Raw genomic sequence first — 17,345 nt, 5'->3', positions numbered from 1 at the left:
CGGTGATTCCATGCAGATCTTCGGTGTGGACATCGGCGGTTCCGGGATCAAGGGTGCTCCCGCGGACCTGGACCGCGGCGAGCTGGCGCAGGAGCGCCACAAGGTACTGACACCGCAGCCGGCCACCCCCGACGGGGTGGCCGGCTGTGTCGTCGAGGTGGTGCGCCACTTCGACTGGGACGGTCCGGTGGGGGTGACGTTCCCGGGGGTGGTCACCGGCGGGGTCACCCGTACGGCGGCCAACATGGACAAGGGCTGGATCGGCGTCGACACGGCCACCCTGCTCTCGCAGCGGCTCGGGGGGCAGCCCGTCACGGTGCTCAACGACGCGGACGCGGCCGGGATCGCGGAGATGACGTACGGCGCGGGCAAGGGCCGCGGCGGGACGGTGATCATGCTGACGCTGGGCACGGGCATCGGCAGCGCGCTGTTCACGGACGGCCGGCTCGTGCCGAACACGGAGCTCGGCCACCTGGAGCTGAAGGGCCACGACGCGGAGAAGAAGGCGTCGGTGAAGGCCAAGGAGGACGGGGACCTGACCTGGGAGCGCTGGGCGCACCGGGTGCAGCGGTACCTGGAGCACGTGGAGATGCTCTTCTCCCCGGACCTCTTCATCATCGGCGGCGGCGTCAGCCGCAAGCCGGAGAAGTTCCTTCCGCTGATCGAGGACGTACGGGCCGAGATCGTGCCGGCGAAGCTCCAGAACAACGCGGGGATCGTGGGCGCGGCGATGGCGGCGCGGGGGTCGGCGGGCGACGCCCCCTAGACGGCCCGGCGGGGGAGCCGGCGCCGGGAGATCAGCACGGCCTTCCGCACGACGACGATCAGTGCGGAGACGAGGGTCCCCCCGTACAGCCAGCCCGCGTGCAGCGACAGGGCGGACACGATGCCCATGACCTCCGCGCCGAAGCCGCCCGAGCCGCCGGAGATCGGCCAGACTCCGGCGGCGAAGGCGATCGGCGCGGAGATCGGCGCGGTGATCAGGTCGGCGGGGCGCACCCAGAGGGCGGTGGCGGCCGCGACGGGCAGGAAGAGCAGCCCGTACGCGAGCAGCGAGCCGCCGAACAGCAGCCAGGCGATCCCGCCGGCCAGGGTCATCGCGACGCAGGCGAACAGGCCGCCGCCGAGCCCGGTCAGCCGGGGCCGGGGCATCCGCACCCGTACCCGCACCCGCCCGGCCGGCGCGGGCCGGGGCCGGCCGCCGCCGCCCTGGGCGGGCACGCCGCCGATGGGCGGGGCCGGGCGCCGCGGCTGCTGCCGCTCCGGCTGCTGTCGCTGCGGGTGATCCACCGAACGCGTCTTGTAGTGCTCCACCCCACCAAGCTAGGCGGGCCGAGCGCGGTATCGGTGTGGGGACACGCGTACAACGACTGCCACTCATCGGAAAGTAAACTGTCCGGTGGCCCACTCCCGGGCCGCCGCCCCCTCCAGCTACGGGAAGTCGCCAACGTGTCGCTCACGATCGGAATCGTCGGCCTGCCGAATGTCGGCAAGTCGACCCTTTTCAACGCCCTGACCAAGAACGACGTGCTGGCGGCCAACTACCCGTTCGCCACCATCGAGCCGAACGTCGGCGTCGTCGGCGTCCCGGACCCGCGCCTGGCGGTCCTCGCCGGCATCTTCGGCTCGCAGCGCGTCCTCCCCGCGACGGTCGACTTCGTCGACATCGCGGGCATCGTGCGCGGCGCCTCGGAGGGTGAGGGCCTGGGCAACAAGTTCCTCGCGAACATCCGCGAGTCGGACGCGATCTGCCAGGTCATCCGTGCCTTCAAGGACGAGAACGTCGTGCACGTCGACGGCAAGGTCTCGCCGAAGGACGACATCGAGACGATCAACACCGAGCTGATCCTCGCCGACCTGCAGTCCATCGAGAAGGCGGTGCCGCGCCTGACGAAGGAGTCCCGCCTCCAGAAGGACAAGGTCGCGGTCCTGGCGGCGGTCGAGAAGGCCCAGAAGATCCTCGAAGCGGGCGACACCCTCTTCTCGCACGGCATCACGAAGGGCACGGAGCAGGGCGACCTGCTGCACGAGCTGCACCTGCTGACCACGAAGCCGTTCCTCTACGTGTTCAACGTGGACGAGGACGAGCTGACGGACGACGCCTTCAAGGCGGAGCAGTCGGCCCTCGTCGCCCCGGCCGAGGCGATCTTCCTGAACGCCAAGCTGGAGCAGGACCTCTCGGAGCTGGACGACGAGGAGGCGCTGGAGCTCCTCCAGTCGGTCGGCCAGGAGGAGCCGGGTCTGGCCACCCTCGGCCGCGTCGGCTTCGCCACGCTGGGCCTGCAGACCTACCTGACGGCCGGCCCGAAGGAAACCCGCGCCTGGACGATCAAGCAGGGCGCCACGGCCCCCGAGGCGGCCGGCGTGATCCACACCGACTTCCAGCGCGGCTTCATCAAGGCCGAGGTCATCTCCTTCGCGGACCTGGTCGAGTGCGGCTCGGTCCCCGAAGCCCGCGCCAAGGGCAAGGCCCGCATGGAGGGCAAGGACTACGTCATGCAGGACGGCGACGTGGTCGAATTCCGCTTCAACGTGTAGTCGTCCTTGTGCTGCACGTTAGATAATTCCGTCAAATGTGCAGGTCGGAAGGGGTTGGGCTCTGGCGAGTCCGACCCCTTCTGCATTCCCGTGCTGCTTGGTGCTGAATTTCAGCTGCTTCGGGGCGGTGTGAGCTTGTCGAGGTCCAGGCTGACCTTGAAGGGCACCGGGCGTTGGAGGGTGCCCCGGAAGATCCCGGCGGGGGCGTAGGAACCGGTGGGTTCGTCGAGCTCGTAGACGTGGACGACGGGTGCTCCGTCCTCCTCCTCGATGCACCAGCAGTGCGGGATGCCGGCCTCCGCGTACTTGCGGAGCTTTACCGTGCGATCGCGATGGGCGGATTCGGGAGAGACCACCTCGATGACGAGCTGGACGTCCTCGGGAGCGAACCAGGTGCGGTCACCGTCGAAGTCGGCCGTGGTCACCAGCAGGTCCGGTTCGGGACGGTTGCGCGGGTCGAGTTTGATGGTCATCTCGCGGCCGACCCTGGTGTCCGAGGGCACCTGCTCCATGAGCGCAACCGTGAGCATGGTGACGAGGTGGCCGTGCCACCACCTCTGTGGCGACATCATGAAGACGAGGGCTCCGTCGATCAGCTCGGTGTGGCGGGGTGCCTCGGGGAGGCGGTCGAGGTCCTCCGCGAACCAGCCTTCCGCGCGCGGCGGGCGCATCCAGTCGGGCAGTCCGGTCATGGCTTCACGGTAGCGGCTGCGGCCCGGACTGAGGGGCGAACGGACTCGGCGAGCGGAGCCTCGGCGACTTACGGTCGTAGCCGAAGCCGGCGGGTGTGGCGGCCTCAGGCTCGGCACGCCGGCCGGGCCGCAGCGCTCCGGAGGAAGACTGCCCGGGCGCAGCCGCCTCGTCAGGGCCCGCGCGGACGATCCGTTCCTCACCGGCGTTCGCGAACGCCCGCTGGTCCGGGGGTGCGGGGGTGCCGGCCGCCCCGGAGCCGGGCGTTCCGGAGTGTGGGCGCGGTTCGGAGGTGCGCGCAAACGGAGTTCGGCGGTATGGGCGGGCGGCGGGGCTCGTTGACGGGTGGATCTTGGTGAGTAGCGTCACGGAGCGCACGCGGTCTCGACAGCAGACCCGGGGGAGCGTGGGCGCTCGGGAGGCTCAGGCCGTGACCAGATGGCGATTCCGCACGCGGTTGTGGACCGCGGTGACCACCACCGGCCTGTTGCTGGCCCTGGCTCCCGGACTGGCCGCCGCCGCCCCGCCGGGTGCCGCGGATCCGGCCGATCCGACCGTACGGCGTGACCCCGCCACCGGCCACGCCCGGATGATCTTCAACTCCGGCGGGTACTTGACCCCTCCCTCCAAGCGGGCCCCCGAGCACGTCGCGCTCGCCTACGTACGCGATCACCGGGGGGAGTTCGGGCTCACCGCCCGGCAGGCCGAGCAGCTCGTCGTCGTCTCCTCCTACCCCACCAAGCACAACGGGGCCCGCCAGGTGACGATCGGCCAGAGCATCGACGGCATGCGCGTCCACGGCGGACTCCTGACCGCCACCGTCGACAAGCGCGGCCGCCTCGTGATCCTCGGCGGCGCCGTCGTCACCGCCGAGCCCGCCGGCACCGTCGAGTTGACGGCCCAGCAGGCCCTCGACGAGGCGGCCGGGGCGCAGGGCGCTCGGCCCCAGCACGCGCTGACCGGCACCGACAACCGCGACAAGGGCCGGCAGAAGTTCAAGAACGTCTACGCCAAGCGCCTCACGAAGCCCAACGACGTCACCGCCGAGCTCGTCTGGTTCCCCACCGACTCCGGTCGTGAGCTGCGCCCCGCCTGGCTCACCGACATCGAGGTCTCCGGCACCTCCTGGTACGAGACGGTGGTCGACGCCGCCGACGGCCGGGTCCTCAGCCGCGAGAGCCGCTACCACCACGCCGGCCCCGAAGGCACCGTCTTCACCGCGCAGCACCCGGACATCAGCGGCGCCACCCGTACCGTCACGCCGTTCACCGGCCGTGACGGCTCCTGGGTCGCGGACCGGCTGACGCAGGGCAACAACGCCAACGCCTACCGGGACGAGGACGGCGACAACACGGTCCCGGACACCGGGAACGACGCGCTGCGCCCGCAGTCCCCGGCGAGCGGAGATCCGAACCACCAGCACTTCGACTACGCGTTCAACGACACCTGGCGCACCAACGCCGGGGCCACGCAGGCCAACCTCGACGCCGACGTCAACCCGGTCATCACGCAGCTCTTCTACTACACCAACGTGATGCACGACTACCTCTACGACCTCGGGTTCGACGAGGCGTCGCGCAACTTCCAGGTGGACAACTTCGGCCGCGGCGGCTCGGGCGGCGATCCCGTCCTGGCCGAGGCGCAGGACGGCTGGGACCTCGGCTGCCTCGACGACGCTACGCCGCCGAACAAGATCCGCTGCGTGAACAACGCCAACTTCGGCACCCCCGGGGACGGCACCAGCCCGCGCATGCAGATGTACATGTGGCAGCCGCCGGGCCGGCCGTACCGCGACGGCTCGCTCGACGGCGACGTCATCGCGCACGAGTACGGACACGGAGTCTCCAACCGCCTCGTCGGCGGCGGCAATCTCGGCGGCGGCCCCCAGACCGGCGCCCTCGGGGAGGGCTGGAGCGACACGATCTCCTTCCTCAAGTGGGGCGACGCCACGGTCGGCGAGTACGTCACCGGCAACACCGCCACCGGCATCCGCTCGCAGGCGTACGACACGTCCACCGAGAAGTGGGGCACCTTCAACCCGGCCCGCGGCGTGCACCGCAACGGCGAGATCTGGGCCGCGACGGTGTACGACGTCCGCGAGGCGAAGGGCGTCGCGTTCACGCAGCAGCTCGTCATCGACGGCATGAAGAACACCGTCAGCAAGCCGAGCTACCTCGACGCGCGCGACGGCATCCTGGCCGCCGACATGACCAACGACGCGGGCGCGAACCAGTGCCTCCTGTGGCGGGTCTTCGCCGGCCGCGGCATGGGCGCGAACGCCGCGTCGAGCGCCGACCAGAACACCGTGACCGCCGACGAGACCGTCCCGGCCGCCTGCCTGCCGACCGCGAAGGCGGGCGGCCCGTACACGGCGACGGAGGGTACGGACATCACGCTCGGCGCGGCCGGTTCCACCAAGGGGACCGCGCCCTCAGCCGGGAACCCGGTCACCTACGCCTGGGACCTCGACCACGACGGGCAGTACGACGACGCCACCGGGGTCACCGCCACCTTCAGCGCGGTGGGCCGGGACGGCGTGTCCACCGTCGGGCTGAAGGTGACCGACACCGCCGGCAACACCGACACCGACTCGACGACGGTCACCGTCGCGAACGCCGCACCGGTCGTGACGCTCCAGCCGGTCACCCCGGCCGGGGAGAACAGCCCCGTCGCCCTCACGGGCGAGATCAGCGACCCGGGCTGGCTCGACCCGCTGACCGCCACCGTCGACTGGAAGGACGGCTCGGGCCCGCAGGAGCTCACCGGCACCCTGGAGAACGACCGCCCGGACGCGACGCTGACCTTCACCGCGGAGCACACCTACGGGGACGACGGGACCTTCCCGGTCGAGGTCTGCGGCAGCGACGACGACACGCGCACCTGCCGGACGGTCGACGCGGTCGTCAACAACATCACCCCGACCGCGTCGGTTTCCGGCGAGGGGCAGACGACCTTCAACGGGCAGAAGGCCTTCCTCGCCCACGCCGGCACCCCGATCGCCGTCAAGGGCACCTCGACCGACCCGGGCAGCGACGACCTGACGCTGAACTGGCTGTGGGGCGACGGTGCCTCGGACAGCCTGGTCTCCCTCGTGAACCCGCCGGCCACCGACCCGGACCCGAGCCCCTCGGTCCGGCCGCGCGACGTGACGCAGACGAAGTCGCACGCGTACCCGGCCGCCTGCCTGTCCACGCTGACGTTCGCGAGCACGGACGACGACGGCGGCTCCGCCTCCGACACGGCCTCCGTCATCACCACCGGCAACACGAAGTGGGCGCACGACCAGGCCTACTGGATGAAGGAGTTCGGCGGTCCTTCGCCGAGGCACTTCACGGCGGCGCAGCGGGCCTGCCTGCTCGGCATCGCCTCGTTCATGAGCGCGGTGTACGGGCCGCTGACCGATGCCCAGGCGTACGCGATCCTCGGCTCGGGCTCCCCGCAGCCGAGGCCGCTGGTCTCCCAGCAGCTGCTCGCGGCGTGGCTCAACTTCGCGAACGGGGCGTACGACCTGTCCACGCCCGTCGACACCGATGGCGACGGGCTGAAGGACTCGACCTTCGGGGCGGCCGTGGCCCGGGCCGAGGCGGTCCACAACAACCCGGCGTCGACGCGGAACCAGCTGCTGAGCCAGGTCGACGTCCTGCTGCGCTTCAACGTGCGCGACGGTGGCTGACCGCCGCCTGGTGTGCCTCGCCGCCCTCGCCCTCGCCTTCACGGGGTGCGGGGGCGGCGAGGTGCCTCCGCCGCAGAAGAACGAGCACGGGTCGGGCGGCTCGGGTGATCCGGAGGGCGGTACGAGTGCCACGGCGGGCGGTACGAATGCCACGGCGGCCGGTACGCGGCCCCCGGCGCAGGGCCGCGTACTGACCGGGGCCGACGACGGCTTCGCGGGGCGGCTCACGGTCGGGCAGACGGCCCGCCTGCGCCTGCCCCTCCCGGAAGGCGGTGCGGAACCCGCCGCCGAGGGCGATGCGGTCCTGCTGATCCCCGTCGGCAACGTGACGGGCACGGGCCACCGCGAATGGGAGCTCCGCGCGGTCCACCCGGGCACCACCCGCATCACCGTCCCCCGCCCCGGCGCCGCCTCCCCGGCCACCCTCACCCTCACGGTCACCTGAGACGGGCCGATGGTCAGGCCGACGAGGCGAAGCGGGCCGAGGCGAGGACGGAGCCCTCCGGTGTGAGGAGGCGGGCGCCGGCGAGGGTGGTGGCGTTCACGTCGGTCGTCGCGACCCAGTAGCCGTATCCGTCCTTGAGCGAGAACGTGCCGAGGCGGGTCATCGTGCCGTCGGTGTGGTCGAGGACGCAGCTGATCTCGGGCATCGGCTTCTCCAGGTCCACCGACATGTACACCCAGCCCTTCGCGCCCGGGTGGGCGAAGACCCGGCCCACCTCCCGGCCGTCCGTGATCAGCGGGGCCTGGAGCAGCTGGGAGCTCGCGCTGGCCGTCGGGGCGGCGGGCGCCATGGCCTGCTCGATCGCGGTGCCCGCCGCCCAGCCGCCGAAGCCGCAGGCCACGGCGAGGGCCGCCGCCACGGCCGCGACCCGGGGCCGCAGCAGCCACCGCCGCGCCGGAGCCCGGGCCGCGGCCGGGGCCGGGTCCACAGCAGGGGCCGGGGCGGGGGCCGGTGCGGGCGGCGGCTGGAAGCCGGCCGTGACCCGGCTCTCGAAGCCGACCGGGGGTTCCGTCCCGGGCACCAGGCCGAGCAGGTCGTCGCCGACCAGCGCCAGCTGCTCGATGTGCTCCCGGCAGCCGGGGCAGTGGTCCAGGTGGGCGACCGCACGGGCGCGCTCCCGGGCCGGAAGGATGCCCAGCGCCAGCTCGGCGTCGAGTTCCCTCAGCTGCTCGCAGGTCATCTCGCTCATCGCCGGCTCTCCTCGCTCCCCAGGGTCCTGCGGAGCTTGTGCATCGCCGTCCGGATCCGCGTCTTCGCCGTCCCCAGCGGGACCTGCTCCATGTCGGCGATCTGCTGCGCGGTCAATCCGTAGATGCCCGCCATCACCAGGGCGCGCGCCTGTTCCCGGGGCAGGGCCGCGACCGCCGCCCGCACCCCGGCCGAGGTCTCGGCCGCCACGGCGTGCTGCTCGGGGGTCCGCGTCACGATGTCGAGGAGGGCGTCCAAGTCCTCCGGGGCGACCGGATTGGCCCGGCGGGCCCGGACGGCGTCGATCGCCAGGTGGTGCGCGATCGCCGTCAGCCAGGTTCGTACCGACCCGCGGCGCGAGTCGTACACCTGTGCGTGCTTCCACGCCCGCTCGAACGTCTGCTGCGCGATGTCCTCCGCGAGCTGGGCGTCGCCCACGACGGCGATGGCCACGCCGAAGACCGTGCGCTGGAAGCGGCGGACGAACGCGACGGCGATCTCGGGATCGCCCGTCGCCAGGCCCGACAGCAACGCTTCATCCGGCGCACGCCCGAGCGGGAGGCCCATTCTCTGCACGTCACTGGATACGTTCGGCCTCCCCGAATGGATTGATTCGGGTTCGTGCGGAAACACCCCATCATTGTGCTCCTGTCCCCGTTCGCGCTCCCGTCCACGGGCTCCCGGCCCGAGGACGGGGGTCGTGGGGGACCCCGCCGGCGGCGGTAGGTTGCGTGCAGTCGTTACCCGGCGCGGTCGGGAGCAGTCGGGGGTGAGGGGCATGCGGCGCAAGGCGGCGGTCGAGGTGATCGGCGCGGGCGAGCGGCTGCACGCGGCGGCCGGCGCGCTGCTGGCGGACCACCGGCGGGCCGTCGAGGCCGTACGGGAGGCCTGGACTCCGATCCACGCGGACCTGGCCCGCTCCGAGCTGCGGCGGATCCCCGTCGACCGGCTGGCCCACGTCACCGAGGGCCGGCTGCGGGCGGCCGCGGTGGCCGCCGTCGAGGCGGCCGGGTTCGACACCGTGCAGCGCGTACTGGACGCCGGGCGCCACCGGCTGCGCCAGATCCCCGGGGTCGGGCAGCAGAGCGCCGACCAGGCACTCGGTGCCGCCCGGCAGCTGGCCGAAGCCGCCGGGGAGACCGTCGCCGTCCACCTCGACGTGGACCGTCCGGAGCCCCGTACCACCGCCCTGGTCGCCGCCCTGCACCCGCTCGTCGAAGCCGGCCCCGACGCCCGCCGCGCCGCCCGGGCGGCCGAGGCCCTCGACGCCGGGCTCGGGCCGCTGCTCGCCGCCGCCGGGCCCGCCGCCGGGCGGCTGCGCCGGTGGCTGGCGGGGCGCGAGCGGCGCGAGCGGGCGCTCGCCGCGCTCGCCGAGATCGGCCGTCGGACGGAGCGCGCCGCCGCCGACGGGGTGCCCGCCCTGCTGGCGCAGGCCTCGGTGGACCTCCTGCGCGTCCCCGCCGACGAGACGGCCGCCTGGGTCGACTTCGAGCTGCGCTCCGCCGAGTACCACGGCCTGCTCGCGGAGATCACCGAACCCTCCGGCGGCGGCGCGGACCCCGCCGCCGCCCGAGGGTTCCTGCCCGAGGCGCTGGCCGAACGGGTCCTCGCTCAGGCGCTCGACGACACGTACCGCCGGGTCTCGCTGCGCGGGTACCAGTCCTTCGGTGCCCGCTTCGCCCTCGCCCAGCGGCGGGTGATCCTCGGCGACGAGATGGGACTGGGCAAGACGATCCAGGCACTCGCCGCCCTCGCGCACCTGGCGGCCCAGGGGCACCGCCACTTCCTCGTGGTCTGCCCGGCCGGCGTCCTCGTCAACTGGACCCGCGAGATCGAGGCGCGCAGCACCCTGCGCGCGGTCGCCCTCCACGGCCCCGGCCGGCACGACGCCTTCGCGGACTGGCGCGGGGAGGGCGGGGTGGCGGTGACCACCTTCCAGGCGCTGACCGGGTTCCCCGAACTCGCCGCCGGGGAGCTGGGGATGTTCGTGGTGGACGAGGCCCACCTCGTCAAGAACCCGCAGGCCCGGCGCTCCCTCGCGGTGGCCGCCTGGGCCGCGCGCTGTGCGTACGTCCTCTTCCTCACCGGCACTCCGATGGAGAACCGGGTCTCCGAGTTCCGCAGTCTCGTACGGATCCTGCGGCCCGAGGCGGCCTCGGGGATCGGCGAGGTCGACACGGTGGCCGGGTCCAGGGCCTTCCGCAGGGCGGTGGCCCCCGCGTACCTGCGGCGCAACCAGCGCGACGTACTGGCCGAGCTGCCCGGGCTCCAGTGGACCGACGAGTGGGAGGAGCTGAGCGCGGCCGACCGGGAGGCCTACCGGGCTGCGGTGCAGGCCGGCAATTTCATGGCGATGCGCCGGGCCGCGTACGCGAGGCCGGAGGAGTCGGCGAAGCTGGCGCGGCTGCTCGAGCTGGTGGCGGAGGCCGCCGCCAACGGGCTCAAGGTCGTGGTGTTCTCCGCGTTCCGCGAGGTGCTCGCGGTGGTCGAGGAGGCGCTCGGCAGGCCGGCGCGGGAGGGGGGCGGCCGCCTCTTCGGGCCGATCTCGGGGAGCGTGCCGCCCGCCCGCCGCCAGCGGCTCGTGGACGGGTTCGTCGCGGCGGCCGGGCACGCGGTGCTGCTCGCGCAGATCGAGGCGGGCGGCATCGGGATCAACCTCCAGGCCGCCTCCGTGGTGATCCTGTGCGAGCCGCAGGTCAAGCCGACCATGGAGCAGCAGGCCGTGGCCCGCGCGCACCGGATGGGCCAGGTGCGCGCGGTACGGGTGCACCGGCTGCTCGCCACGGACGGGGTGGACCAGCGGATGCTGGAGGTGCTGGACCGCAAGGCGCGGCTCTTCGACGCGTACGCCCGGCGCAGCGTGGTGGCGGAGTCGGCGCCCGAGGCGGTCGACGTCTCGGACACCTCGCTGGCACGGCGCATCGTCGAGGACGAACAGGCCCGCCTGGGCGCGCTCGGCTGACAGGGCAGGGGCAGGGGCAGCGGCAGCGGCAGGGGCTGGGACACGGGCCTGTCCGAGGGGTCGCGGCACCGCCTCGCACCCAGGGCCGGGTTCACCCGAATGGCCCACCGTGGCGTGCCACCCACATGGGTGAAGATCAAGCTGGCTAGTGCCCCAATCGAGGCAATTGCGTGAAAGGGGAACCACATGCGCATTCGAAGAATCCTCGCCGCTGTGATCGCCACGGCAGCCTTCGCCGGACTCGGCCTCGCAGGTGCCGCCACCGCCACCGCCGCCGCACAGGGCACGGCGTCCTACGTCACCCCTTCCGAGTGCAAGCAGGGCGGCGGAACGGCCGATCTGACGGACAACGTCTGCAAGGGCGGTACGCACAACGGGGAGACGATCGACTGACGCCCCCCCACGAGGCGCCCCGCAGCCGCTCGCCGCGCGCCGCGGGGCGCTCCCGCGGCGCCCGGACAGGGAGTCCTCGCAGGGACTGCTCCGGCCCGCCGCCGGGCGGCTCAGAGGCCGCGCACCGAGGCGATCGTGAACGCGGTCGGCGTGCCCTCGCCCATCGGGCCCCCCTTGTCGAACTGGGACCGGACCACCAGCGTGCGGCCCGGGGTGTGGCTCAGGGTGGTCGGGATCTGCAGCGACGGGTCCGTGATCGTCCGGGTCAGCCGGGCCCGGGTGCCGTCCGGGCTGACCTGCCACCGGGTCAGGGTGTTCGTGGTGTTGTGGGCCACCCTCAGGGTGCCGTCCGGTGCGAGGTCCAGGCCGTCGGCGTGGACGAGGTCGCCGCCCCGCAGCTCGACGCGGGACATCGCGCCGGTGCGCAGGTCGATGCGGTGGAGGTCGCCCGCGGTCATGTCGACGGCCAGCAGGTAGCGGCCCGCCGGGTCCGAAACGATGCCGTTGAGGGCGAAGGTGCCCGCCGGGGACGGGGTGAGCCGGCCCTTCAGGTCGTACGCGGGGATCAGCGGGCCCGAGCCGGCCGCGAGCTGGGCCGGGGTGACCCGGTAGATCACCGAGCGCACGCTGTCCGTCAGGTACGCGGTGCCGTCCGGGGTGATGGTCAGGTCGTTGACGAAGAGCGCGCCCTCCCCGGCGACCTCGAAGTGGGCCAGGCGGCGGCCGGACCCGGTGTCGTACACGGCGACCCCGGAGGTGGAGTCGGTCACCCACAGACGCCCGCGGGCGTCGACGCGCAGGCCGTTCGCCGTGTGGCGGCCGTCGGTGCCGGCCGGCAGGAAGACCTCGGCGGTGCGCGCACCGGGGCGGGCCCGGTAGACGGTGCCGTCCGCGTACGAGCCGACGTACACGGTGCGGTCACGCGGGTCGGTGGCTATGCCCTCGGGGTAGACCTTCCGGCCGGGGAGGGTGAAGGCCGTGGAAACACGGCCGTCGGGGACGGACGCGGCGGCGGCCGGATGGGCCTGCGCCGCCGGGATCGCGCCCAGCGTGAGCGCCGTGGCCGTGGCCAGGGTCAGAAGGGTCGCGGGCAGGAGCTTCTTCAGCACAGCAGGTGTCCTCTTCCGTATGGATGAACACGAAGATAAGTTAGAGCTCTAATGCATGCAAGGGCCTTAGGATGCATGGTCATGACCTCCATGCCTCCCGAGGAGCGCATCGGCTCGCACGTCAAGCGCGCCGAACAGGCGCTCCTCGCGGCCAAGAACGCCGCGCTCAAGCCCGCGGCAGTAACGGTTCCGCAGTACGCCGCGCTGCTCTGGCTCTCCGAGAAGCCGGGGATCTCCGCCGCCGCCCTCGCCCGGCTGTGCGGGGTGACGCCGCCGACGATGAACACCGTGCTGAAGAACCTCCAGGAGCGCGCGCTCATCGAGCGCACCCCGCACGAATGGCACCGCAACGTGCTGGAGACCCGGCTGACGGAGGAGGGACGGGCCGTGATGGAGCTCGCCGACGCCGGCGCCGTACGCGTGGAGCGGGCGCTCGCCGCCGCGTTCTCGGCGGAGGAGCGGGAGCAGCTCATCAGCCTGCTCGGGCGGTGCGCCGAGGTCCTCGACGCCCAGAGGTGAGCCGCGGTCCGCCGCGGCGGACCGCGCCCCGTCACCCATCACCCATCAGGCCCAGGGAAACACCCCGCCGTTCTGTCCCGACCGGGACGGCGACGACCGTTCGGAGCGAAGTTCGTGCACCAGTCCCCGCCCGCCAGGCGCTCACGTCGCGCGATGTGGATATCCGTCGCGGTGGCCCTCGCGCTCCTGCTCGGGGGAGCCGGCTTCGCCGCCCGGAAGCTCGAATGGTTCTCCGGCAACGGTGGTTCCGTGAGCTTCGGCAAGGCCCCCGCCCCGGCTCCCGCCTCCTCCGCTCCCGAGGCGGCCGGATCCTCCCCGGGCGCGCCCTCGCCCTCCGCCGCGCCGGCCGGAGATCCGGACGTGCTGCTGCCGACCGGCCCGCGGTCCGACTTCAGGCAGACCGCCGAGCTGGACGACGGCACGGTCATCGCGAAGACCCGTCTCGCGGGCGCGAAGTCGGGCTTCGAGGGTGACGTCTGGGTCTGGACGCCGAAGGAGTACGGCGAGGCGAAGTACGAGAAGAGCGCCTTCCCGGTGCTCATCGCCCTGCCCGGCGGCAACGGCTTCCCGAGCAACTACTGGTCCGACCGCAGCCTCGGCCTCCAGAAGGCCATCGGCGAGGGCGTCCGGGCCGGCACCAGCCTGCCGTTCATCGTGATCATGCCGGTGCTCAACCCGGACAGCAAGTACTACTACGACGGTGCGGACATCCCCGGCCGGCCCAAGATGGGCACGTGGATCGCCGAGGACGTCCCGGCCTTCACCAGGGCCAACTTCCGCACGTACAAGTCCCGGGACGGCTGGGCCTTCATGGGCTCCTCCTCCGGCGCCTTCGTCGGCATGAAGACCGTGCTCCAGTATCCGGACCGCTTCAAGGCGGTGATCGCCAGCGGCGGCGAGATCGTTCCCGACTCCCCGCTCTGGAAGGGCCACCAGGCGGAGATGGACGCGAACAACCCCGAGAAGCTCGCGCAGAAGCTGATCGACGCGGGCGGTCCCGACGTCTACATCAACTTCCAGGTCGGCACCAAGGAGACCGGGAAGGAGCGGATGGCCGGATTCCAGCAGGCGTACGGCAAGGGCCCGGTCAAGACCACCATCCGCGACATCCAGAACGGCGAGCACAACGGCTGGCACTACGTCCGGGGCATGAAGGAGGGCTCCCTGGAGTGGATCAGCAAGGTCCTGAAGGCCCCGCAGCCCGCCACCGGCTGACCAGCCCGTATGCACGGAGCCGCAGAGCGGCGTGGCACGGACCACGTCCCGCCGGTCCCAGGCAACCCATCCGATCGTTGACACCTCTGTAAGGGGTGAAGGGGGACCGATCGGTCCGACCCGCGCTCTTCGGGAGCGCCGGAGAAGGAACGGGACAAATCCGTGCAGCATGACCAGCTTCAGGGTGATGGCGACCTCATGACCGAGGAAGGCCCGCAGACCACGGGCCGCCGCCGTCCCAAGCGCCTGCGCAGGCTTCTGATCAGCGGTGCGCTGGCTCTCACGCTCGCCGCCGGGGGCGGCGCCGCAGCGTACAAGTACAAGCTCTTCTCGGACATAGGAGATCCGGTCTCGTTCGACAAGGTCCAGGAGTCGGCGGCCGCGGCCGAGGAGATCCGGCCCGGGGTGAGCATGCCGACCGGCCCGAAGGCCTCGTTCGTCCGGACGTACCGGATGCCCGACGGCACGCAGATCGGCCGGACGACCCTGACCGGCGCGAAGTCCGGGTTCACCGGTGACGTGTGGGTGTGGGTCCCCAAGCAGTACGACGACCCGAAGTACGCCAAGAGCGCCTTTCCGGTGCTGATCTCCCTGCCCGGCGGCCGCGGGTACCCCACGAACTACTGGGGCACGGGGCCCGGCCTCGGCCTCGAGAAGGCCGTGAGCGACGGGGCGAAGGCGGGCACCAGCCTGCCCTTCATCCTGATCATGCCGGTGCACAACGCGGACACCAAGCACCACTTCGACGCCTCCGACATCCCCGGTGAGCCCAAGATGGGCACCTGGATGGCCGAGGACATCCCGGATTTCACGCGGGCCAATTTCCGCACCTTCACCTCCCGGGACGGCTGGGCCTTCATGGGCTCCTCCGCGGGCGGATTCGGCGCGTTCAAGCACGTCCTGAAGTACCCCGACCGCTTCAAGGCGGCCATCGCGAGCGGGGTCGACATCGTCCCCGATTCCCCGTTGTGGAAGGGGAACACGCAGGCCATGGACGAGAACAACCCGGAGAAGCTCGCCGAGAAGCTGATCAAGGAGGGCGGGCCGGACGTCTACATCAACTTCCAGATCGGCACCAAGGAGACCGGCCGCGAGAAGGCCGAGAAGTTCATGAAGGAGTACGGGAAGGGTCCCGTGCACACCACGCTCCAGGTGATCCAGGATGGTGAGCACAATGGGAAGTCGTACGTCCGCGGTATGAGGGAGGGCGCTCTGGAGTGGATCAGCAAGGTCATGCTGGCACCGACACCCGACCCCGCCGTGCGATGAAAGCCGTCGTCCGGGGCGCCTTCGCGGCTGCCGTCGCCACCGTGGCGGCGGCCCTGGCCGTCGGCTTCGTCAAGGCGACGGACGAGGACCTGCACGCCGTCCACGCCTTTCCCGGCGTCGGCGTGCTCATGGCGAACGGCGAGCACTGGTGCACGGCGAGCGTCGTCGACAGCCCCAAGGGCACCGTCGTCGCCACCGCCGCGCACTGCGTGGCCCCGGCGGGCGAGGGCGGCGTGCCCGGAGCGCTGGCGCACGACGGCAGGGCCATCGGCGAGCTCTCCTTCGCCCCCGCCTTCACCGGCGAGGGCGGGGGCCGCCAGCCCCTCGGGGTGTGGAAGGTCCGCGCGGTGCACGTGGACGAGCGCTGGACCAAATGGGGCGAGGACACCGCCGATTTCGCCTTCCTCAGCATTGCGCCGGACGAGGACGGCCGTACCGTCCAGCAGGCGGTCGGCGGCGCCGACGAGGCCCCCAAACCCGACTGGACCTCCGGGTACGAGCGCGAGGTGACGGTCGTCGGCTATCCGGAGTCGGACCGCAACCCGCAGAACAAGCCGGTCTCCTGCACCACCCAGACCAGCCACGACCAGGAGGACCCCGCGATGCTCTACATCGGCTGCGCGGGATTCTGGTCGGGCACCAGCGGAAGCCCCTGGATCGCGGACCGCGGCGGCCCGGGGAACCCGGGACGGCTGATCGGGGTGCTCAGCGGCGGCGACACGGACGTGGACTCCACGGCCGCGCTGTTCGACGAGAAGGCGAAGGCGCTGTACGAGCGGGCCGCGCGGGACTGAGAGCGCCCCCGCCGGGAATCCGGTGGCCGGTCACTGCCTGCGCTCGGTGCTGACGATCACGCACACCGCCGCCACGACGATCGCGCCGCCGGCGAGGATCGGCGCGGTCAGCGCCTCGTCCAGGATCAGCGCCCCCAGCGCGACCGCCACGACCGGGTTGACGTACGCGTACGTGGCCACCAGCGACAGCGGCGCCGATTGCAGCAGCCACGCGTACGCCGTGAACGCGACCACCGAGCCGAAGACGACGAGGTACCCCAGCGCCAGCCAGGAGGCGGTGGAGTACGCGGCCCAGTCCAGCGAGCGGTGCTCACCGCGCACCAGGCCGGCGATGATCCCGCCGGCCCCGCCCGCGAGCATCTGGTAGCCGCTGCCCGTGAACGGGTTGTCCGGCAGCGACAGCTTCGATGCGGAGAACGAGCCCAGCGACCACAGCACGGACGCCACGACCACCAGCACCACACCGGAGAGCCGCACCTCGCCGCTGATCCCCGGGACGGTCAGCACCGCGAGCCCGCCGAACCCCAGCAGCACGCCGCCGAGGGTGCGCAGCGGCGGCCGGTCACCGGTGGCGGCTCTCAGCACCACCAGCCACATCGGTACCGCGGCGATCAGCAGCGCGGCCAGGCCGGACGGCACCGAGGTCTCGGCGAGGACGACGAGGCCGTTCCCGCCGAGGAGCAGCAGCAGGCCCACCACCGCCGCGGAGCCGACCTGCCCGCGGGTGGCCCGGAGCGCGCCCGGCCCGTACCGCCAGACGACGAGGCCGAGCAGCAGCAGGCCGGCCGCGATGAAGCGGGCTCCGGCGGACAGGAACGGCGGCATGGTCTGGACGACGATCCGGATGGCCAGGTACGTCGATCCCCAGACCACGTAGACCAGGCCGAGCGCGGTCCAGACGGCGCCGGTGATCGCGCGCGGCGCGGATTCCGGTGCCGTCGTGCTCCCGGAGGACTGCGAAGTGCGCATGACGGGATCCTAGGTTCGTTGC

General features: G+C 72.3%; 16 protein-coding genes. 10 read left to right on the top strand and 6 right to left on the bottom strand.

What is annotated here, in order from left to right; genetic code table 11:
* The first annotated feature begins 10 nt into the window (after positions 1-10).
* Entirely contained in the window at positions 11-766 is a 756-nt protein-coding gene (gene ppgK / locus ACFYXV_RS03335; RefSeq protein WP_385475746.1) for a polyphosphate--glucose phosphotransferase, read from the top strand.
* Here ppgK and ACFYXV_RS03330 read toward each other — a convergent pair.
* Positions 763-1,314: a DUF6542 domain-containing protein gene (locus tag ACFYXV_RS03330; RefSeq protein WP_389381905.1), complete on the bottom strand. Its 552-nt coding sequence runs from the start codon at positions 1,312-1,314 to the stop codon at positions 763-765. The two genes, ppgK and ACFYXV_RS03330, sit on opposite strands and share 4 nt — an antisense overlap.
* A 135-nt stretch (positions 1,315-1,449) precedes the next feature.
* On the opposite strand from ACFYXV_RS03330, the gene ychF reads away from it, so the two are divergent.
* Entirely contained in the window at positions 1,450-2,538 is a 1,089-nt protein-coding gene (gene ychF, locus ACFYXV_RS03325; protein ID WP_382990815.1) for a redox-regulated ATPase YchF, read from the top strand.
* Between the two features lie 110 nt (positions 2,539-2,648).
* Here the strand turns inward: ychF and ACFYXV_RS03320 are convergent, their stop codons facing one another.
* Positions 2,649-3,230, bottom strand: a complete 582-nt coding sequence (locus ACFYXV_RS03320; protein WP_389381904.1) for a Uma2 family endonuclease — start codon at positions 3,228-3,230, stop codon at positions 2,649-2,651.
* A gap of 428 nt (positions 3,231-3,658) precedes the next feature.
* Here ACFYXV_RS03320 and ACFYXV_RS03315 point away from each other — a divergent pair, with 428 nt between their 5' ends.
* Together ACFYXV_RS03315 and ACFYXV_RS03310 are read left to right on the top strand one after the other, a co-directional pair.
* The gene (locus ACFYXV_RS03315) at positions 3,659-6,901 is read left to right on the top strand and encodes a M36 family metallopeptidase (RefSeq protein ID WP_389381903.1); all 3,243 of its coding nucleotides are present in this window, start codon (positions 3,659-3,661) and stop codon (positions 6,899-6,901) included.
* Complete coding sequence (locus ACFYXV_RS03310; protein ID WP_389381902.1) at positions 6,894-7,346, top strand: hypothetical protein; 453 nt, start codon at positions 6,894-6,896, stop codon at positions 7,344-7,346. Before ACFYXV_RS03315 ends, ACFYXV_RS03310 begins: the two co-directional genes overlap by 8 nt.
* Positions 7,347-7,359: 13 nt before the next feature.
* Here ACFYXV_RS03310 and ACFYXV_RS03305 read toward each other — a convergent pair whose 3' ends face one another.
* Positions 7,360-8,094 (bottom strand): anti-sigma factor family protein, encoded by a 735-nt coding sequence (locus tag ACFYXV_RS03305; RefSeq protein ID WP_385475756.1) that lies wholly within the window; start codon positions 8,092-8,094, stop codon positions 7,360-7,362.
* Complete coding sequence (locus ACFYXV_RS03300; protein ID WP_385475758.1) at positions 8,091-8,660, bottom strand: RNA polymerase sigma factor; 570 nt, start codon at positions 8,658-8,660, stop codon at positions 8,091-8,093. Before ACFYXV_RS03300 ends, ACFYXV_RS03305 begins: the two co-directional genes overlap by 4 nt.
* A 211-nt stretch (positions 8,661-8,871) precedes the next feature.
* On the opposite strand from ACFYXV_RS03300, the gene ACFYXV_RS03295 reads away from it, so the two are divergent.
* Together ACFYXV_RS03295 and ACFYXV_RS03290 are read left to right on the top strand one after the other, a co-directional pair.
* On the top strand, positions 8,872-11,055 hold the full coding sequence (locus ACFYXV_RS03295) for a DEAD/DEAH box helicase (protein WP_389381901.1): 2,184 nt from the start codon (positions 8,872-8,874) through the stop codon (positions 11,053-11,055).
* Positions 11,056-11,241: 186 nt separating this feature from the next.
* Positions 11,242-11,448 (top strand): hypothetical protein, encoded by a 207-nt coding sequence (locus ACFYXV_RS03290; protein WP_389381900.1) that lies wholly within the window; start codon positions 11,242-11,244, stop codon positions 11,446-11,448.
* A gap of 110 nt (positions 11,449-11,558) precedes the next feature.
* Here ACFYXV_RS03290 and ACFYXV_RS03285 read toward each other — a convergent pair whose 3' ends face one another.
* Positions 11,559-12,557 (bottom strand): SMP-30/gluconolactonase/LRE family protein, encoded by a 999-nt coding sequence (locus tag ACFYXV_RS03285; protein WP_385470844.1) that lies wholly within the window; start codon positions 12,555-12,557, stop codon positions 11,559-11,561.
* Between the two features lie 81 nt (positions 12,558-12,638).
* On the opposite strand from ACFYXV_RS03285, the gene ACFYXV_RS03280 reads away from it, so the two are divergent.
* The 4 genes from ACFYXV_RS03280 to ACFYXV_RS03265 all read left to right on the top strand — a co-directional run bounded on the left by ACFYXV_RS03280 (position 12,639) and on the right by ACFYXV_RS03265 (position 16,354).
* On the top strand, positions 12,639-13,076 hold the full coding sequence (locus tag ACFYXV_RS03280) for a MarR family winged helix-turn-helix transcriptional regulator (protein ID WP_385470846.1): 438 nt from the start codon (positions 12,639-12,641) through the stop codon (positions 13,074-13,076).
* A 153-nt stretch (positions 13,077-13,229) separates the two neighbouring features.
* Positions 13,230-14,291 (top strand): alpha/beta hydrolase, encoded by a 1,062-nt coding sequence (locus ACFYXV_RS03275; protein WP_385470848.1) that lies wholly within the window; start codon positions 13,230-13,232, stop codon positions 14,289-14,291.
* 198 nt (positions 14,292-14,489) lie between these two features.
* Positions 14,490-15,560 carry an alpha/beta hydrolase gene (locus ACFYXV_RS03270; protein ID WP_385470850.1) on the top strand — a complete coding sequence of 357 codons (1,071 nt, stop codon included), beginning with the start codon at positions 14,490-14,492 and terminating at the stop codon, positions 15,558-15,560.
* Positions 15,557-16,354 carry a trypsin-like serine peptidase gene (locus ACFYXV_RS03265; protein WP_385470852.1) on the top strand — a complete coding sequence of 266 codons (798 nt, stop codon included), beginning with the start codon at positions 15,557-15,559 and terminating at the stop codon, positions 16,352-16,354. The genes ACFYXV_RS03270 and ACFYXV_RS03265 overlap by 4 nt, the downstream gene beginning before the upstream one ends.
* Positions 16,355-16,384: 30 nt before the next feature.
* Here the strand turns inward: ACFYXV_RS03265 and ACFYXV_RS03260 are convergent, their stop codons facing one another.
* On the bottom strand, positions 16,385-17,323 hold the full coding sequence (locus tag ACFYXV_RS03260; RefSeq protein ID WP_385470854.1) for an EamA family transporter: 939 nt from the start codon (positions 17,321-17,323) through the stop codon (positions 16,385-16,387).
* Positions 17,324-17,345 lie beyond the last annotated feature (22 nt).

The organism is Streptomyces sp. NPDC002181 (assembly GCF_042890485.1).
Taxonomy (GTDB): domain Bacteria; phylum Actinomycetota; class Actinomycetes; order Streptomycetales; family Streptomycetaceae; genus Streptomyces.
The sequence above is the reverse complement of the archived record's forward strand: the minus strand, read 5'-3'. Positions and strand labels throughout refer to the sequence as shown.

What these genes read in the sequence shown, in the direction of transcription:
- ACFYXV_RS03265 (WP_385470852.1), top strand. Translation starts at nt 15,557, where the DNA reads ATGAAAGCCGTCGTCCGGGGCGCCTTCGCGGCTGCCGTCGCCACCGTG.
- ACFYXV_RS03260 (WP_385470854.1), bottom strand. Translation starts at nt 17,323, where the DNA reads ATGCGCACTTCGCAGTCCTCCGGGAGCACGACGGCACCGGAATCCGCG.
- ppgK (WP_385475746.1), top strand. Translation starts at nt 11, where the DNA reads ATGCAGATCTTCGGTGTGGACATCGGCGGTTCCGGGATCAAGGGTGCT.
- ACFYXV_RS03275 (WP_385470848.1), top strand. Translation starts at nt 13,230, where the DNA reads ATGTGGATATCCGTCGCGGTGGCCCTCGCGCTCCTGCTCGGGGGAGCC.
- ACFYXV_RS03270 (WP_385470850.1), top strand. Translation starts at nt 14,490, where the DNA reads ATGACCGAGGAAGGCCCGCAGACCACGGGCCGCCGCCGTCCCAAGCGC.
- ACFYXV_RS03300 (WP_385475758.1), bottom strand. Translation starts at nt 8,660, where the DNA reads ATGGGCCTCCCGCTCGGGCGTGCGCCGGATGAAGCGTTGCTGTCGGGC.
- ACFYXV_RS03290 (WP_389381900.1), top strand. Translation starts at nt 11,242, where the DNA reads ATGCGCATTCGAAGAATCCTCGCCGCTGTGATCGCCACGGCAGCCTTC.
- ACFYXV_RS03320 (WP_389381904.1), bottom strand. Translation starts at nt 3,230, where the DNA reads ATGACCGGACTGCCCGACTGGATGCGCCCGCCGCGCGCGGAAGGCTGG.
- ACFYXV_RS03280 (WP_385470846.1), top strand. Translation starts at nt 12,639, where the DNA reads ATGACCTCCATGCCTCCCGAGGAGCGCATCGGCTCGCACGTCAAGCGC.
- ACFYXV_RS03295 (WP_389381901.1), top strand. Translation starts at nt 8,872, where the DNA reads ATGCGGCGCAAGGCGGCGGTCGAGGTGATCGGCGCGGGCGAGCGGCTG.
- ACFYXV_RS03305 (WP_385475756.1), bottom strand. Translation starts at nt 8,094, where the DNA reads ATGAGCGAGATGACCTGCGAGCAGCTGAGGGAACTCGACGCCGAGCTG.